This window comes from Streptomyces sp. CA2R106 (assembly GCF_037034245.1).
In the GTDB taxonomy this organism is placed as follows: Bacteria; Actinomycetota; Actinomycetes; order Streptomycetales; family Streptomycetaceae; genus Actinacidiphila.
Genome location: NZ_JBAGKC010000007.1, coordinates 280,955 through 297,087, shown reverse-complemented (window position 1 = coordinate 297,087; position 16,133 = coordinate 280,955). Strand labels below are relative to the sequence as shown.

At 73.7% G+C, this 16,133-nt stretch carries 15 protein-coding genes; 13 read left to right on the top strand and 2 right to left on the bottom strand.

Features of this window, described 5'->3' with window-relative positions; genetic code table 11:
- Nucleotides 1–3: 3 nt before the first annotated feature.
- From WA788_RS13765 to WA788_RS13715, 11 genes are all read left to right on the top strand, one after another.
- Nucleotides 4–1,206 carry an acyl-CoA dehydrogenase family protein gene (locus WA788_RS13765; RefSeq protein ID WP_335976848.1) on the top strand — a complete coding sequence of 401 codons (1,203 nt, stop codon included), beginning with the start codon at nucleotides 4–6 and terminating at the stop codon, nucleotides 1,204–1,206.
- A 9-nt stretch (nucleotides 1,207–1,215) separates the two neighbouring features.
- The gene (locus tag WA788_RS13760; RefSeq protein WP_335976846.1) at nucleotides 1,216–2,463 is read left to right on the top strand and encodes an LLM class flavin-dependent oxidoreductase; all 1,248 of its coding nucleotides are present in this window, start codon (nucleotides 1,216–1,218) and stop codon (nucleotides 2,461–2,463) included.
- Nucleotides 2,464–2,481: 18 nt separating this feature from the next.
- Nucleotides 2,482–3,396, top strand: coding sequence for an LLM class flavin-dependent oxidoreductase (locus WA788_RS13755; protein WP_335976843.1), 915 nt, complete (start codon nucleotides 2,482–2,484; stop codon nucleotides 3,394–3,396).
- Between the two features lie 149 nt (nucleotides 3,397–3,545).
- Nucleotides 3,546–4,721, top strand: coding sequence for an acyl-CoA dehydrogenase family protein (locus tag WA788_RS13750; RefSeq protein ID WP_335976840.1), 1,176 nt, complete (start codon nucleotides 3,546–3,548; stop codon nucleotides 4,719–4,721).
- A gap of 79 nt (nucleotides 4,722–4,800) precedes the next feature.
- A complete protein-coding gene (locus WA788_RS13745) occupies nucleotides 4,801–5,889 on the top strand; it encodes an LLM class flavin-dependent oxidoreductase (RefSeq protein WP_335976837.1) in 1,089 nt (362 codons plus the stop codon).
- A gap of 83 nt (nucleotides 5,890–5,972) precedes the next feature.
- Nucleotides 5,973–6,797 carry an NADPH-dependent oxidoreductase gene (locus WA788_RS13740; protein WP_335976834.1) on the top strand — a complete coding sequence of 275 codons (825 nt, stop codon included), beginning with the start codon at nucleotides 5,973–5,975 and terminating at the stop codon, nucleotides 6,795–6,797.
- A gap of 95 nt (nucleotides 6,798–6,892) precedes the next feature.
- Nucleotides 6,893–8,251, top strand: coding sequence for an NtaA/DmoA family FMN-dependent monooxygenase (locus WA788_RS13735; RefSeq protein ID WP_335976833.1), 1,359 nt, complete (start codon nucleotides 6,893–6,895; stop codon nucleotides 8,249–8,251).
- A gap of 73 nt (nucleotides 8,252–8,324) precedes the next feature.
- A complete protein-coding gene (locus tag WA788_RS13730; RefSeq protein WP_335976830.1) occupies nucleotides 8,325–9,560 on the top strand; it encodes an acyl-CoA dehydrogenase family protein in 1,236 nt (411 codons plus the stop codon).
- A gap of 104 nt (nucleotides 9,561–9,664) precedes the next feature.
- Nucleotides 9,665–10,687, top strand: coding sequence for an aldo/keto reductase (locus WA788_RS13725; RefSeq protein WP_335976828.1), 1,023 nt, complete (start codon nucleotides 9,665–9,667; stop codon nucleotides 10,685–10,687).
- Nucleotides 10,688–10,782: 95 nt separating this feature from the next.
- Nucleotides 10,783–11,820: an aldo/keto reductase gene (locus tag WA788_RS13720; RefSeq protein ID WP_335976826.1), complete on the top strand. Its 1,038-nt coding sequence runs from the start codon at nucleotides 10,783–10,785 to the stop codon at nucleotides 11,818–11,820.
- 293 nt (nucleotides 11,821–12,113) lie between these two features.
- On the top strand, nucleotides 12,114–13,217 hold the full coding sequence (locus WA788_RS13715) for an LLM class flavin-dependent oxidoreductase (protein WP_335976823.1): 1,104 nt from the start codon (nucleotides 12,114–12,116) through the stop codon (nucleotides 13,215–13,217).
- Nucleotides 13,218–13,287: 70 nt separating this feature from the next.
- On the opposite strand, the gene ssuE is transcribed toward WA788_RS13715, so the two are convergent.
- Together ssuE and WA788_RS36060 are read right to left on the bottom strand one after the other, a co-directional pair.
- Nucleotides 13,288–13,842: an NADPH-dependent FMN reductase gene (ssuE, locus tag WA788_RS13710; RefSeq protein ID WP_335976820.1), complete on the bottom strand. Its 555-nt coding sequence runs from the start codon at nucleotides 13,840–13,842 to the stop codon at nucleotides 13,288–13,290.
- A 192-nt stretch (nucleotides 13,843–14,034) separates the two neighbouring features.
- A complete protein-coding gene (locus WA788_RS36060) occupies nucleotides 14,035–14,124 on the bottom strand; it encodes a putative leader peptide (RefSeq protein ID WP_435131052.1) in 90 nt (29 codons plus the stop codon).
- A 293-nt stretch (nucleotides 14,125–14,417) separates the two neighbouring features.
- Between WA788_RS36060 and WA788_RS13705 the strand changes: the two genes are divergently transcribed.
- Nucleotides 14,418–15,161, top strand: coding sequence for an SDR family NAD(P)-dependent oxidoreductase (locus WA788_RS13705; RefSeq protein ID WP_335976818.1), 744 nt, complete (start codon nucleotides 14,418–14,420; stop codon nucleotides 15,159–15,161).
- On the top strand, nucleotides 15,158–16,117 hold the full coding sequence (locus WA788_RS13700) for an amidohydrolase family protein (protein ID WP_335976817.1): 960 nt from the start codon (nucleotides 15,158–15,160) through the stop codon (nucleotides 16,115–16,117). The genes WA788_RS13705 and WA788_RS13700 overlap by 4 nt, the downstream gene beginning before the upstream one ends.
- The last annotated feature ends 16 nt before the right edge of the window (nucleotides 16,118–16,133 follow it).

Here is a 16,133-nt window from a genome sequence, read left to right as displayed (position 1 = left end):
ATCATGAACACCACTGCTGCCACACCCTCCCTCCAGCAGGCGCGGGCCGCGTTCACCGCGGTCCTCGCGGAGTTCGCCGACCAAGCGGGGGAGCGGGACCTCAACCGCGACAACCCCGTCGCCCTCGTCCGGGCCCTGGCGGACACCGGCTTCGGCCGGCTGCGCGTACCGGTCGAGCTCGGCGGTTTCGGCGTGGACCTGCCGACCCTGTTCGAGCTGCTCGCGCAGGCCGGCGAGGCCGACTCCAACGTGCCGCAGATCCTGCGCGGCCACTTCACCACCGTCGAGATCCTGCGGCACGCCGAGGACCGGGACACCGCTGCCCACTGGCTGCGCAAGGTCGCCGCCGGCGCCGTCTTCGGCAACGCGCAGTCCGAACACAGCGGACCGGCGTTCGAGACCACGACGAGAGTCGAGTCCGTCGATGGGCAGCACCTCGTGTCCGGGACGAAGTTCTACTCCACGGGGTCGCTGTACGCCGACTACATCCGCGTCGCGGTCGCGGACGACGAGGGGAACCGCTGGTTCGCCGTCGTACCCGCCCGGCACCCCGGCGTCGCCCACCTCGACGACTGGGACGGCATCGGGCAGCGCCTGACCGGCAGCGGCACCACGGTCTTCGACCGGGTACCCGTCGCCGAACACGGCGAACTCGGCCGCTACAAGGAGGACCTGCGGTCGCTCAACTCCTTCGTGCAGCTGGTGCACCTGGCCAACCTGACGGGCATCGCCCGCAGTCTGGTGGCCGAGACCGCCGCCCTGGTGCGGGCCCGCAGCCGCACCAGCCTGCACGCCCTGTCCGGCCAGGCCGCCACGGACCCCGACGTACTCGGCGTGGTCGGGCGCCTGTACGCCCACCGCTTCACCGCCGACGCCCTGCTGCGCCAGGTCTCCGAGGCACTCGAGGCCGCCGAGGCCGCCGACACCCCCGGCGCCTTCGCCCAGGCCTACGTCGACACCTCGGCCGCGCAGGTCGCGCTCGTCGACACCGTCCTGGAAGCCGCCAACCTCGCCTTCCACGCCGGAGGTTCCTCCGCGGTGCGCGAGCGGGCCCACCTGGACCGCCACTGGCGCAACGCCCGCACGCTGGCCTCGCACAACCCCGTCGTCTACAAGCCCCGGGTGATCGGCGACTTCGTCGTCAACGGAGCCGGCCCCGTCAACGGCTACGACCGGGGCCGCGCGTCCGCGGCCGCCGACAACTGAGAGGTCCGCATGGCCAAGCAGCTCCACATCAACGTCAACATCCTCAACTCCGGTGTCTTCGGCGGCGCCTGGCGCCTGCCCGGCAGCGACCCGCTCGCCGCCTACTCGATCGACCACTACACCTCGATCGCCAAGAAGGCCGAGGAGGCCGCCCTCGACGCGGTGTTCCTGGCCGACGGCCCGGTCATCGAACCGATCATCCGCCACCGTCCCGGCAACAGCTTCGAGCCGTCGACCGTACTGGCCCGCATCGCCGCCCGGACCGAACACATCGGCCTCATCGGCACCCTCTCCTCCAGCTACAACGACCCCGCCGAACTGGCCCGCCGGATCGGGGACCTCGACCACGTCAGCGGCGGCCGGATCGGGTGGAACGTCGTGACCACGGCCGGCGCCGCCGCCGCCCGCAACTTCGGCCGCGACGAGGAGCCCGAGCACGCGCTGCGCTACCGCCGCGCCGGCGACTTCACCGAGCGCGTCGTGCGCCAGTGGGCCGACCGCGAGGAGTTCACCTCACCCCAGGGCCGACCCGTGGTGGTGCAGGCCGGCGGGTCGCGCGACGGCCGGCGGCTCGCCTCCCGGGTCGGCGAGGTCGTCTTCTCCGCCGCCCAGGACATCGACGAGGCCAGGGCCTTCCGCGACGAGATCCGCGCCGGCACCGCCGAGTTCGGACGCCGCCCGGAGGACGTCGTGATCCTGCCCGGCCTCTCCACCGTGGTCGGCAGCACCGAGCAGGAGGCACGCGAGCGCCGCGAACTGCTCGACGACCTGCTGCCGCTGGCGTACGGCCGGACCCGGCTCGCGGGCCAGCTCGGCTTCCCGCTCGACGACCTCGACCTCGACCGGCCGATCCCGCGAGAACTGCTGACCGACCCGGACGAGGCCGGCGGCTCGCAGAGCTTCTACAAGATCGTGCGCGCGATCATCGAGAAGGAGAACCCGACGCTGCGCCGGCTGCTGCGCCGGCTCTCGGGCAGCAGCGGCCACCGCATCGTCGTCGGCACACCCGAGCAGATCGCCGACGACATCGAGCACTGGTTCCGCCACGGCGCCGCCGACGGCTTCAACGTCATGCCCGACGTCCTGCCGTCCGGCTTCGACCACTTCGTCGACGGTGTGCTCCCCGAACTCCGGCGCCGCGGCCTGTTCCGCACGGAGTACCAGGCGGACACGCTGCGCGGCCACCTCGGCTTCCCGATCCCGCCGGCCCCCATCGCCTTCGACGTGCCCGAGCAGGCGCTCGCCACCGCACGCTGAGCCAGGAGAGAACACCTGATGAGCATCGTCATCGTCGGTCTCGCGATCGGCAGCACCATTCCGCTCTCCGAGGCCGCCGACATCACCAAGGCCGCCGCGGACGCCGGGGTCACCGCGATCCGCGTACGGGACGGCGCGCCCGGCCGCACCCTGGACGCCTCCGTCGTCGCCTCCTACCTCGCCGGTACGCAGGCCGCGCCGCGGCCTGGCCCGGGCTGGATTCTGGAGGCCCCGACGGACGGCAACGCGCCGACGAACCTCGCGCGCCGCTCGAACTCGCTCGACCGGGCCACCGGCGGACGTACGGCGCTCGCGCTGCGGGCCGGCGACGGCGACGAGGTCAGCGACCCGGTCGCGCCGCGGCCGGGCGGCGACCGGTCGGCCCGCTGGGACGAGTACGCGCGGATACTCAAGGGCCTGTGGGCGTCCTTCCCGCCCGCCGCGCTCGTCGGCGACCAGGACGGCGAGGTCTTCGCCGAGCACACCCTTATCAAACCGATCGACTTCGAGGGCGACTACTACCGGGTGGCCGGGCCGCTGGACGGCCCCGCCTCGCCCCAGGGCGGACCGCTGCTCGTCGCCGACGATCCGGACACCCTCGGGTGGGACGCCGTCGCCCGCAACGCCGATGTCGTCGTGGTCGACCCGGAGGCGGCGCCGACGGCCGGCGCCGACCTGTCCGCCGCGCTGGCACGGGCGGGCCGGGCGCGCGAGGACGTCGCGCTGGTGGTCCGCGTCGACGTGGCCGGGGCGCGGGCGGTGCCGGCCGACCTGCCGACGTTCGTGGCCGAACACGGCCTGGACGGCGTCGAGTTCGCCCCCGCGGGCGGCAAGGACGACGTGCTCGCCCTGATTGCCGATGCCGTGCCGGCGCTCGGGCCCAGCACCGGCGAGACGCTGCGGGGCGCCTTCTCGCTGCCGTATCCGGCCTGACCGGTCCACGGATCGCCCACGGCGTTCGCCGACCGCTGGCCGCTGGCCGCTGGCCGCCGGACGCCGCCCGCCTGAGGCGTCGCGACCCGCACCGCTCGATCCCCACCTGTCCGACCAGGACCCGACGCACAGTTCAGGAGGTGCGGCTGATGCCGGCCCAACCAGCCGCCGACGCCACGACCGCCGACGCCACGACGACCGAGACCACGACGACCGGGACCACGACCGCCGCCGCGGCCGCGGTCGACGCCGCCGACGGGCAGCCACTGGTGGCGCGCACGAAGAAGTACGCCCTGGAGCATCTGGCCCCCGCGGCACTGCGGACCGACCGCGAAGGCGTCTCACGGGACACCGTCGAGGACCTCCGCGGCCTGGGGCTGCTCAACCACCTGGCACCGCCCCGGTTCGGCGGCGCCGGCCTCGACCGCCACGCCGACCGCCGGCTGCACGAGGTGCTCGCCTACGCCGACCTCAACGTCTGGCTGATATGGGCCCAGCACGCCCCGGCCGTCGCGAGGATCGCCGGCACACCGCCTACCGGGGCCGGCGGCACCCACCCCCTGGTCGAACCCGTGCTGCGGGGCGAGGTGCTGATCGGCGCGGCGCTCAGCGACGTGCGCCGCTATCCCACCGGCCACCTGACCGCGCGGCGCACCCGCGACGGTTGGGTGCTGAACGGCACGGTCTCGTGGTTCAGCGGCTGGGGCCTCAGCGAGGCCGCGATCCTCGCCGCGGTCGACCCGGAGTCCGAGGACGTCGTCCTGGCCCTCATCCCGATCGACGAGCACTTCCGTGCGACGCCGCTCGAACTCCAGGCGGTGACCGGCAGCCGCACCGAGCGCGTCCGCGTCCTCGACGCGGTCGTCCCGGACGCCTCTGTGCTCGCCGTGAAGCCCCTGGCCGACTGGCGGCACGACGACATCTCCACCGCCGGCAACGCCGGCCCGCAGTTCTTCGGGCTGGGCAGGCGCATCCTCGACGAGATCGCCGACGAACCGCACGGTGGCGGCGTCGCCGACGCCTGGCTGCCGTACCTGCGCAGCCTGCGCGCCCGGGCGTACGAGCTGGCCGACGCGGCGCTCGACGGCGGCGACCCGGATGCCTCGCTTACGGCACGGCTCTCGCTCAAGGTCCGCGCCCGGGAGGCCCTGACCACGCTCAGCCGCGCACTCGTGGTGGCACGCGCCGGCCGCGGACTGCCCGCGGACGACACCGCGCAACTGCACGCCCGCGCCGTGCTGTTCCTCCAGGTACAGGGCCAGACCAGGACCGAGCGCGCCGCACAGCTCGACTCGATCGCCGACAGCGTTCCACGGCTCCCCTGAGCCTGAGCAGCCACCTGAGCAGCCATCGGAGCAGCCGCCCGAGCCCGTCCACCAGCACCCGGCGAAACAGGACACCGACATGAGCTACCTGTGGTACATACCCAACCAGATCGAACCCGGCCACCGCGGCGACGACACGAGCGAGCGCGAGGGCTGGGGCACACTCGACCACTCCACCGACCTGGCCCGTACCGCCGAGGACCACGGTTGGGAGGGCGCGCTGCTGGGCACCGGCTGGGGCCGCCCCGACACCTTCACGCTGGGCGCCGCGCTCGCCGCCCGGACCACGACCTTCAAACCGCTGATCGCGGTGCGGCCCGGCTACTGGCAGCCCGCGCACTTCGCCAGCTCCGCCGCCACGCTCGACCACCTCAGCGGCGGCCGCGTGCTCGTCAACATCGTCAGCGGCCTCGACAACCTCGCGGCCTACGGCGACTACACCACCGACCCGGCCAACCGCTACGAGCGCACCCGGGAGTTCGTCCAGCTGGTCCGGCGCCTGTGGACGGAGGAGCACGTCACCTACAAGGGCGAGCACTTCGCCGTCGACGGCTCCACCGTGCTGCCGCACCCTGACGGCTACCCCGACCGGCACCCCACCCTCTACTTCGGCGGCGCGTCCGAGCCCGCCGAGCGGGTGTCGGCCGCCGAGGCGGACGTGCAGCTGTTCTGGGGCGAACCGCTGGAGGGGCTGGCCGGGCGCATCGAGCGGCTGAACAAGCTGGCGGCCCGCGTCGAACGCCGGCACAAGCCGCTGGAGTTCGGCCTGCGCATCACCACGCTCGTCCGCGACACCACCGAGGAGGCATGGCGCGACGCCGAGGCCAAGGTCGCCGTCATGGCCCGGAAGCCCGAGGCGGGCCGCCCCGGTGACGCCGCCGTCGGCAACCGCGGGACCGCGGTGGGCCAGCGGCGCCTGCTCGAACTCGCCGAGCGCGGCGAGGTGCTCGACAGCTGCCTCTACACCACGCCGGGCACGGTGGGCGGCGGCGGAGCGGGCACCACCTGGCTGGTCGGCTCGGCCGACGATGTCGCGCAGGCGCTCCAGCGCTACCGCGAGCTGGGCATCTCGCACTTCATCCTGTCGGACACGCCCTACAAGCAGGAGATCATCCGCGTCGGCGACGAGCTGCTGCCCAAGCTCCGCGCACAGGAGGGCACCCGGTGAGCGCCCAACCCGCGCCGATCCCCGCGCCGATCCCCGTTCCGACTGCTGTCCCGATCCCCCCGACGGAAGAGGCCCCGAGCACCATGACCCCCACCGACGCCGCGACGACCAGCCGGGCAGGCGCCCGCTACGGTGACCCCGGCTTCGTCCTCCACGCGACCTCGCCCGTCATCGAGCACCAGCTGCGGCACCGCTCGGTGCGCGCGTTCCTGCCCGCCCCCGTCACCGAGGAGGAGCTGCGGGCCGTCGTGGCGGCGGCGTCGTCCGCGTCGACGTCCTCCAACCTCCAGGCCTGGAGCGTCGTCGCGGTGACCGACCCCGAGCGCAAGCGGCGGCTGTCGGACCTGGCGGCGCGGCAGCAGTTCATCGTCCAGGCGCCGCTGTTCCTGGTATGGGTGGCCGACCTCGACCGCAACCACCGCCTGGCGGAGCGCCACGGCAAGCCGCTGGACGCCACGGTCTACCTGGAGTCCACGCTGCTCGCCGTCATCGACACCGCGCTGGCCGCCCAGAACGCGGTCGTGGCGCTGGAGTCGCTCGGCCTGGGGTCGGTCTTCGTGGGCGCGGTCCGCAACCACCCCGAGGAGTTCGCCGCCGAACTGGGCCTGCCGCCGCACACCGCGGCCGTCTTCGGCCTCGCCGTCGGGCACCCCGACCCCGCCGAGGACGCCGGCACCAAACCCCGCCTGCCGCAGAGCGCCGTACTGCACCGCGAGACCTACGACGCCGGCCGGGCCGACACCGACCTGCCGGCGTACGACGAGCGCCTGGCCGCCTACAACGGTGCCCACGGGCTCACCGGCGCGTGGTCGGAACGCGTCCTCGGCCGGCTCGCCGGCGCCGCCGGCCTGGCCGGCCGCGACACGCTGCGCGACAGCCTCGAACGCCGCGGGCTGCCCTCCCGCTGAACCACCGTCCCGGGCCGTACATCCGTACGTCCGCCCGTCCGCCCGCCACTCCGCCAGTCCGCGCCCGTTTCCGGGGCAACCATCCGGAGCCTTCCATGAGCAGCGACCAGTTCCACCTCAACTTCTCCCTGATGTCGCCCGGCCACTACCGCGCCGCCTGGCGGCTGGCCGACGCCGACCCGTACGCCTACCTGGACGTCGACCACTACGTGCGCCTGGCGAGGATCGCCGAAGAGGCCGGCATCGACGCCGTGTTCCAGGGCGACAGCCCCGCGCTCGGCCCCGACATCGCGACCGGAACCTCCGGCGGCCTCGACGGGTTCACCCTGCTGGCGGTGATCGCCGGCGCCACCGAGCGGATCGGCCTGCTGCCGACCGTCTCGACGACCTACAGCACGCCCTACAGCCTGGCCCGGCGCTTCCAGACCCTCGACCACCTCACCAGGGGCCGCGCCGCGCTCAACGTGGTGACCACGGGCAACCCCGCGGCAGCCGCGAACTTCGGGGCGTCCGCCCACCCCGACCGCGACGTCCGCTACCGCCGCGCGCACGAGTTCCTCGACGTCATCACGCGGCTGTGGGAGTCGTGGGAACCCGACGCGATCGTCGCGGACAAGGCCACCGGCCGGTTCGGCGACCGCAGCCGCATCCACGCCGTCGACCACCACGGCGAGTTCTTCGACGTCGCCGGCCCGCTGCCGGTGCCCGCCTCGCCGCAGGTCCGCCCGGTCGTCTCCCAGGCGGGCGAGACGCCCGCCGGCCTGGAACTCGCCGCCGAGTACGCCGACGTGGTCTTCGCCGCCGGCCACACCGTCGCCAAGGCCAGGGCCTCGCGGGACGACGTGCGCGCCCGCGCGCGGGCCCACGGCCGGGACGCCGACAGCATCAAGTACTCGCTCGGCGTCATCGTGCTGGTCGGCACCGATCAGGAGGACGCCGAGCGCCGGCACGCCGAACTCGACGCCACGCTGCCCCCGATCGAGCACCTCGTCTCGGCGCTGCTGTCCTCGCTCGGCCTGCCGGCCGGCGCCTTCGGCCCCGACGACGTGATCCGGTCGGCGGACCTGCCGGCCGAGCCGAACCTCGGGGCCTTCTCGGTCGGTACGTACAACAACACGCGCGCGGTGCTGGCCGAGGGCCCCCGCACGCTGCGCGAACTGGTGGCCCACACCGCGGGCATCGGCACCCACCGGCTGGTCGCCGGTTCGCCGGAGCACATCGCCGACGACCTGGAGTCGTGGTGGCGCCAGGGAGCCGCCGACGGCTTCACGGTGATGTTCGCCGACACGCGCGTCGACCTCGAACGCTTCGCCACCCTCGTGGTGCCGATCCTCAAGGAGCGCGGCCTGTTCCACCGGGAGTACCCGCAGGGCACCCTGCGCGACCGCCTGGGACTCCCGCTGCCCGCGGCCCGTTCGGCCCGCCGCCCTGTCGCGAGTACGGCCGGAAAGTGACCGCGACCCACGACGGGCATCCGCCCCGCATGCCGCTCGACGAAGTCCGTCGCACACCCCTCGGAAGGCTCTCATGACTCTGGATGTGGCAGACGCCGTGCCGGAAAGCCCGTCGACTCCCGCCGAGCCGCTGACCGTGGCCCGGCTGCGTCCCGCGATCGCGCCGGTCCTCGCGCGGCTGGCCGCCTCCGCCGCGCGGCGCGAGCAGACCCGCGAACACCCCCTCGACGACGTGCGCGCCCTGGCCCGCGCGGGCGCTGCCCTGGCCGTGGTGCCGCGCGAGGAGGGCGGCGCGGGCGGCTCGCTGCGCGACGCCGTGGAGGTCGTCATCGACATCGCGCGCGCCGACTCCAACGTCGCCCAGGCGCTGCGCGGCACGTTCATGTCCGCCTGGGCCGTGGTGTCCCGCCCGGACGCCCCGCACCGCGACCAGACGCTGGGGCGGCTGCGGCGCGGGCACATCCTGGCCGGCACCGGGAACGAGCGGAGCGGCGGCGCCAGCGGTTCGGTGCACACCACCGCCGTGCGCAGCGGCGACCACTGGGTGCTGAACGGCGAGAAGTACTACTCCACCGGCGGGCTGTACGCCGACTGGTTCGGCGGCACCGCGAAGACCCCCGAGGGCGCCGTCCTGCGGTTCACGGTGCCGGTCGACCGCGCGGGCGTCGAACGCCTCGACGACTTCGACGCGGTCGGCCAGCGGCTCACCGCCAGCGGTACCACCCGCCTGACCGACGTCCTCGTCGGCGACGACGAGGCGGTCCTGATCGACGAGGACACGCCCGTCCCCGACAACCCGTGGCAGGGCAGCTACCCCCAACTGCACCTCGCGGCGATCGAGGCGGGCATCGCCGCCCGGGTCCTGGACGACGCGCTGTGGTGGGTGCGGGAGAAGGCCCGGCCGATCAAGCACAGTTCGGCCGACCGGAGCGTCGACGACCCGTACATCCGGCGCCGCGTCGGCGAGATCGCGGCGCATGCCCGCGCGGCGCGCTCGGCCGTCGTGCTCGCCGCGGAGGAACTCGACGAGGTGCGCGGCCTGCACGGCGAGGAAGCCCACCGTGCCGGTGCCAGCGCCGCGGTCGCCGTAGCGGAGGCCGCGGTCGTCGCCATCGACGCGGCGCTCTCGGCCGCGCCGCTCCTCTTCGACGTGGGAGGCGGCAGCCTCACCGACCGCGAGTTTGGATACGACCGGCACTGGCGCAACGCCCGCGTCGTCGCCAACCACAACCCGCGCGACTGGAAGCTCGCCGTCGCCGGCGCCTACCGGCTCGGCGCCGCCGAACCCCCCACCAGCGGCCTCTTCTGACCGCTCCGAACGACCGCCCGCCCACGACCGCCCGCCCACGAACGACCGCCCGCTCCGAACGACCGCCCTCCGAACGACCGCCCCCGGAAGGAACCGCGATACCCATGTCCATCGGGCTGACCCGCCACCTCGGCCGCACCGGCGTCCGCGTCACACCGCTCACCCTCGGCACCATGAACTTCGGCCGCTACGCCGAGGAGAAGGAGAGCCTGGAGGTCATCGGCGCCGCGCTCGACGCGGGGATCACCGTCATCGACACCGCCGACGTCTACGGCCACGGCAGCAGCGAGGAGATCGTCGGCAAGGCCATCAGGCACCGCCGCGACGACCTCTTCCTGGCCACCAAGTTCCACGGCCAGGTCGGTGACAACCCCCAGCACGCCGGCAACAGCCGCCGCTGGATCGTCCAGGCCGTCGAGAACAGCCTGCGCCGCCTCGGCACCGACCACCTCGACCTCTACCAGGCGCACCGGCCCGACGAGCACACCGACCTGCTGGAGACCCTCCGCACGCTCGACGACCTGATCCGGCAGGGCAAGATCCGCTACTACGGCACCTCGGTCTTCCCGGCCCACCAGAAGGTCGAGGCGCACTGGCTGGCCGAGAAGCACGGCCTGATCGCCCCGCACACCGAACAGGTGCCGTACTCGCTCCTCGTCCGCGGCGCCGAGCGCGAGGTCTTCCCCACCGTCCGGAAGTACGGCGAGGGCGTCCTGTCCTACGGCCCGCTGGCCGCCGGCTGGCTGTCGGGCACCTACCGCCTCGGCGGCGAGCAGCCCCGGTCGGCCCGCGCCGAGCTGATCCCGGGCCGCTTCGACATCTCCCTCGCGCGCAACCGGCGCAAGCTCGCCGCCGCCGACGCGCTCGCCGGGCTGGCCGAGGACAACGGGCTGACGCTGCCCGAGCTGGCGGTCGCCTTCGCCCTCAACCACCCGGCGGTCAGCAGCGTGATCATCGGCCCGCGCACCCACGCCCACCTGGAGACCTACCTCAAGGCCGCCACGGTCGAGTTGGTCCCGGAGATCCTGGACGCGATCGACGAGATCGTCGAACCCGGCACCCAGTTCCTGGAGCGCGACACCGGTCGCGACACCCCCTCGCTGCTGCCGGCCGCGCTGCGCAGCTGAGCGTTCCCGCCCCTCCCGGCACGCGAGCCCCGACCACCAGGCACTACAGGCCCGGCCCAACCGACAAGCCCGACAGGCGACTTACGGAGCACCCGATGAGTGAGCAGTACCCGAACTACGAGGACGTCTTCAAGGCGGCCGACGACCGCTACGCGTCCCTGCCCTACCGCCGCACCGGCCGGTCCGGACTCGACCTGCCGGCCCTCTCCCTGGGCCTGTGGCAGAAGTTCGGCGCCGACTACGCCTACGACACCCAGCGCGACATCATCCTGCACGCCTTCGACCTGGGCATCTCCCACATCGACAACGCCAACCGCTACGGCCCGCCGCACCGCGCCGCCGAGCGGACCCTCGGCCGCCTGCTGCGCCGGGAACTGGCGCCCTACCGCCACGAGTTGGTCCTGTCCACCAAGGCGGGCGGCGTCTTCGGGCCCAACCCGAACCTGCGCGGCGGCGGCCGCAAGGCGCTGCTGTCCTCGCTGGAGCTGAGCCTGCGCGACCTCGGCACCGACTACGTCGACATCTTCTACCACCACACCCCGGACGAGACGACGCCGCTGGAGGAGACCGCGAGTGCCCTCGCCACGGCCGTCAGGACGGGCAAGGCGCTGTACGTCGGCATCTCCAACTACCAGCCCGACCGCGCGGAGGCCATCGCCCGGCTGCTTCGGGCCGAGGGCGTGCCGCTGCTCATCCACCAGCCGCGCTACTCCCTCTACGACCGGAGTATCGAGCGGAACGGCCTCGCCGACCTGGCCGTCGAGGAGGGCTTCGGCCTCATCGTCTACTCGCCGCTGGCGCAGGGCCTGCTCACCGACAAGTACCTGGAGGGCATCCCGGACGGTGCCCGCGCCCGCAACAGCGACTTCCTCACGCCCGACCAGATCGACGAGACCTACCGCAGGCGCACGGCGCAGCTCAACAAGCTTGCCGAGGGCCGCGGCCAGTCGCTCGCCCAACTCGCCCTCCAGTGGGTGCTGCGCAATCCCGCCGTGACGTCGGCGCTGACAGGAGCCAGCTCCAAGGAGCAGCTCGACCACAACCTGGGGGCGTTGAACGGCCCGGAGTTCACCGACGAGGAGCTCGCCGTCATCGACGAGTACGGCGTGCACGGAACGGGCCGGCGGAGCTGACCCCGCCGGGACCCCGCCGCACCCCGGCGCTCCGGGCCGCCCCCACGGGCGGCCCGGGGCGCCCCGGGCCGGGGCACCCGCAGGCCCGTACCCGCCGCTCCGGTGAGCGCTTCCGCCACCCCCGTCCCGCACAGTCGGGGCCCGATGAAGCCGGCTGACCCGCCCCCGCCCGCCCGGTTCGCGCAGGCCCGCCCACGGGGTGCGCGGACGAGACGGCCGACGGCCTCCCTCCCGAACTCCCGAGCCGGCTTCCTTCATCCACGAACGCCCACGAACGGAACGGACCGTGATCCATGACATCTCCGACTGAGGCATTCCCCGGCACGGCGAGCACAGGACCGGCGCCCGCGGCCGAGACGGCGGGCGCGGTGGGAGTCGGAGCGGCGGACGGCCGGCCCTTCCGGCTCGGCTTCCTGCTCCACCTCGACTCCGATCTCGCCCCCGCCGCGGCGTACCGCCAGGCCATCGACCTGTTCGTCGCCGCCGAACGGCTCGGGTACGACTCGGGCTGGGTCATCCACCGCCACTTCCGCCAGGGGAACGAGCATGTCTCCGCCCCGCTCGTCCTGCTGGCCGCGATCGCCGAGCACACCACCCGGATCAGGCTCGGCACCGGCGTGCTGGTCCTGCCGCTCGCGGACCCCTTGACCGTCGCCGAGGACGCCGCCGTGGTCGACGAGCTCAGCGGCGGGAGGCTCGAACTCGGGGTCGGCTCGGGTCCGTTCCCGACCGCCTGGGAGGCGTTCGGCCGCGACCTGGAGGACCGGTACCGGCTGTTCGAGGAGAGCGTGGCGAGGCTGCACGGGGTCCTCGAAGGGCATCCGGTCAACAGTGCCGGAGAGGTGCTGCACCCCCCGGGGGCCGGTGTGCGGCGGCGGCTGTGGCAGGCGACCACGAGCGAGCCGACGCGGGCCGTCGGCGCGGCCGTCGCCGCCGCGCGGGCCGGCGACGGCTTGCAGCTGTCCCGGGCCGGCGACTGGCCCGGACGGCAGAGCGTCCAGCGGCAGGCGGAGATCGTCGCCGCGTACCGCGCCGCCGCCGCCGAGGCGGGGTACGACCCGCGCGTGCAGATCTCGCGCGCGGTCTACCCGCATCCCGACCGCGCCGCGGCGATCCGCGCCGTCGCACCAGGCGTGCGCCGCTGGCAGTCCTGGGCATCCCCGGGCGGTGGCGTCGCCGAACTCGGCATCGAGGAGTACCTGGAGCGCGACCGGTCACTGCTCGGGCCGTCCGAGGCCGTCGCCGAGTCCCTCGCCGCCGACCCGTCCCTCGCCGGGGCCACCGAACTGCTCGTCAGTTTCGTCCCCGGCGTGCCCGAGTACGGCGAGCACCTCCGCCTGCTCGCCGCCACCGCCCGGGAGGTCGCGCCGCTGCTCGGCTGGCGCCCCCGTAGGTGAACGGCGGTGGCCGGCACTGTCGCGACGGACCCGGTCCCGGGAGCGCAGGCTGCCGCCCCCCGTTGCGGAATCAGGCGGCGACGACGGTGTGCTGACGTGCGGTCAGCGCGGCGGAGAAGGCGTCGGCGACCCGGTAGACCTCGCCGGCGGTGTCCTCCTGCACGGTGACGGTGCCGTCCGCCGCGACGGTGATGTGCTTGTCGACCACGAACCAGCCGGGCAGCACATGGTCCGCGCCCATGGAGGTGAGCACCGGCCGCAGGGCGTAGTCCAGGGACAGGACGTGGGCGGGGCTGCCGCCGGTGGCCAGCGGAAGCACCGCCTTGCCGGCGAGCGCGTACTGGGGCAGCAGGTCCAGGAGGGTCTTGAGCAGACCGGAGTACGCGGACTTGTAGATGGGCGTGCCGATCAGCACGCCGTCGGCCTCTTCGAACAGCCGGGCCGCGGCCTGGATCGCGGGGTGCCCGGGGTCGGCGCCCAACAGCGCCTCGGCGGGCAGCGTGCGCACGTCGAGCGGGACCACGTGGTGGCCCTGCCGGGTCAGGCGCGCGTCGAGGTGGCGCAGCAGGCGGCCGGTGCGCGAGGTCGGGGACGGGCTTCCCGAGACGGAGAGCACGGTGGGCATGGGAGCTCCTTCACAGCGGGCAGGGCAGAGCAGGGCGGCGGCCCGCGCCGGAACACCGGACACGGGCGATGGCGATTGAGCGGAGGAGGAAGGCCGGACCGACGGGACGTCAGGAGGAGAGCCGGGCAGCCGGCACCTGAGAGTCACTCACGACGGGTCGCGACGAAGGAGAACGCGCGGAGGAAGGCCCGCTCAGCGGGCGGCGCGGGACGAACAGAGACCGCTGGACACACGCACGAGATCGACGTGGCGTCGACGCGTGAGGCCCTTGCGCTGGTTCATGTACAGGATTCAATCAGCTAGCGGGCCATCGGTCGAGTGCGCCCCCGCCGTGATCTCGACCACGTCGCCGCCGACCGCGGGGACGTGTACGGGTTGGCGGGGCGCTGGGGCGATCATGCCTCCAGGTTATCGTTGGGTGCCGAACCGGTCTTGGACGCCGGCGTCGTACGGCGCGAGCATGGACCCATGAACCTTGATCCACGGGTCGGTTGTCACGACCTCATCGAATCATCCGCATCGGTCGGCCACGCCGACCAGTACCCTGTGGGCATCGAAACGACGGGGGCGTCGTGGTGAGCGGCATGTCCGGGAAGGTCGGGCTGGTCACCGGCGCGGGCAGCGGGATCGGCCGTGCGACGGCGATCGAGCTGGCCCGGTGCGGCGCGTCGGTCGCCGTACTCGACATCGACGAGAACACCGCGGCCGAGACCGCCGAGATGATCGCCGCCGAGGGCGGGACCGCGTTCGCCGCCAGCGTCGACATCGCCGACGAGGACTCCGTACGGGCCGCCGTCGAGCGCACGACCGCCGCGTTCGGCGGTCTCGACTTCGCCGTGAACAACGCCGGCATGTCCTCGCACCAGAAGCTCGACCGGACGAGCCTGGCCGAGTTCGAGCGGGTGGTCCGCGTCAACCTGGCGGGCACCTTCCTGTGCATGAAGTACGAGCTGCCCGCACTCGGCGGCGGAGGGTCGGTCGTCAACATCGCCTCCAACGGCGGCCTGTACGCGATCCCGCAGGCCACCGCCTACGTGGCTGCCAAGCACGGCATCGTCGGCCTCACCAAGGTCGCCGCGGTCGACTACGCGAACGAGGGCATCCGGGTCAACGCCGTCTGCCCCGGGCCGACCCGCACGCCGGGGTTCGAGCAGTTCGCGGGCGAGACCGACATGATCGCGCGTCAGGAGGCGATCACGCCGCTCGGCCGGCTGGCGACGCCGGACGAGGTCGCCGCGGCGGCGGTCTGGCTGTGCTCGGACGCCGCGTCCTACGTCACCGGGATCGCCTTGTCGGTCGACGGAGGGCGGCGCGCGTGAGGGTCATCGCGATGGAGGAGGCGTTCGCCATCCCCCGGCTCCAGGCCAGGTTCCCGGTGCCCAGGACCGGGACCGCCGCGGGCTGGATCAGGGACTGGGGACAGCGGCTGGCCGACTTCACCGCCTACCGGCTGCCCGACATGGACGAGCACGGCATCGACATCCAGGTGCTGTCCCTGACCGCCCCCGGCATCCAGGGCCTGACGGACGCCCGGCAGGCGGTCGCCGATGCCCGGGCGGCCAACGACCAGTTGGCCGAGGTGATCGCCGGACACCCCGACCGCTTCCGCGGCCTGGCCGCCCTGCCCTTGCAGGAACCCGAGGCGGCGGTGGCCGAACTCCACCGCGCCGTGGCCGGACTCGGGCTCAGCGGGGCCCTCGTCAACGACCACACCGCGGGCACGTACCTCGACGATCCGCGCCACGAACCGGTGTGGGCGGCACTCGAGGAGCTGGACGTGCCGCTCTACCTGCACCCGGGCGCACCCCCGGCCGAGCCGTGGCGCGTGCTCCAGGGTCGCCCCGAGCTCCAGGGGCCCTTGTGGAGCTGGGGCGCGGAGACCGGCGGACACGCCCTGCGGATCGTCCTCGGCGGGGTCTTCGACCGGCATCCGCGCGCCCGGCTCATCCTCGGCCACATGGGGGAGTTCCTGCCCTTCCAGCTCGCACGCCTCGACTCCCGCTACGCCCGGCAGGAACACCGGCCGCTCGCCCGGAAGCCGTCGGCGTACTTCGGCGGCAACATCCTGATCACCACCAGCGGGGTCTGCTCCCCGGCCGCGCTCGCCGGCGCGGTTCTCGCCATCGGCGCCGACGCCGTGATGTTCGCCGTCGACTACCCCTTCGAAGACACCGCCGAGGCCGTCCGGTTCCTCGAGCAGGCGCCGGTCAGCGACGCCGACCGGGCCAAGATCAGCCACGGCAACGCGGAACGGCTGCTGCGTCTGGAGCCGTGACCCGGCCTGCGCTTTC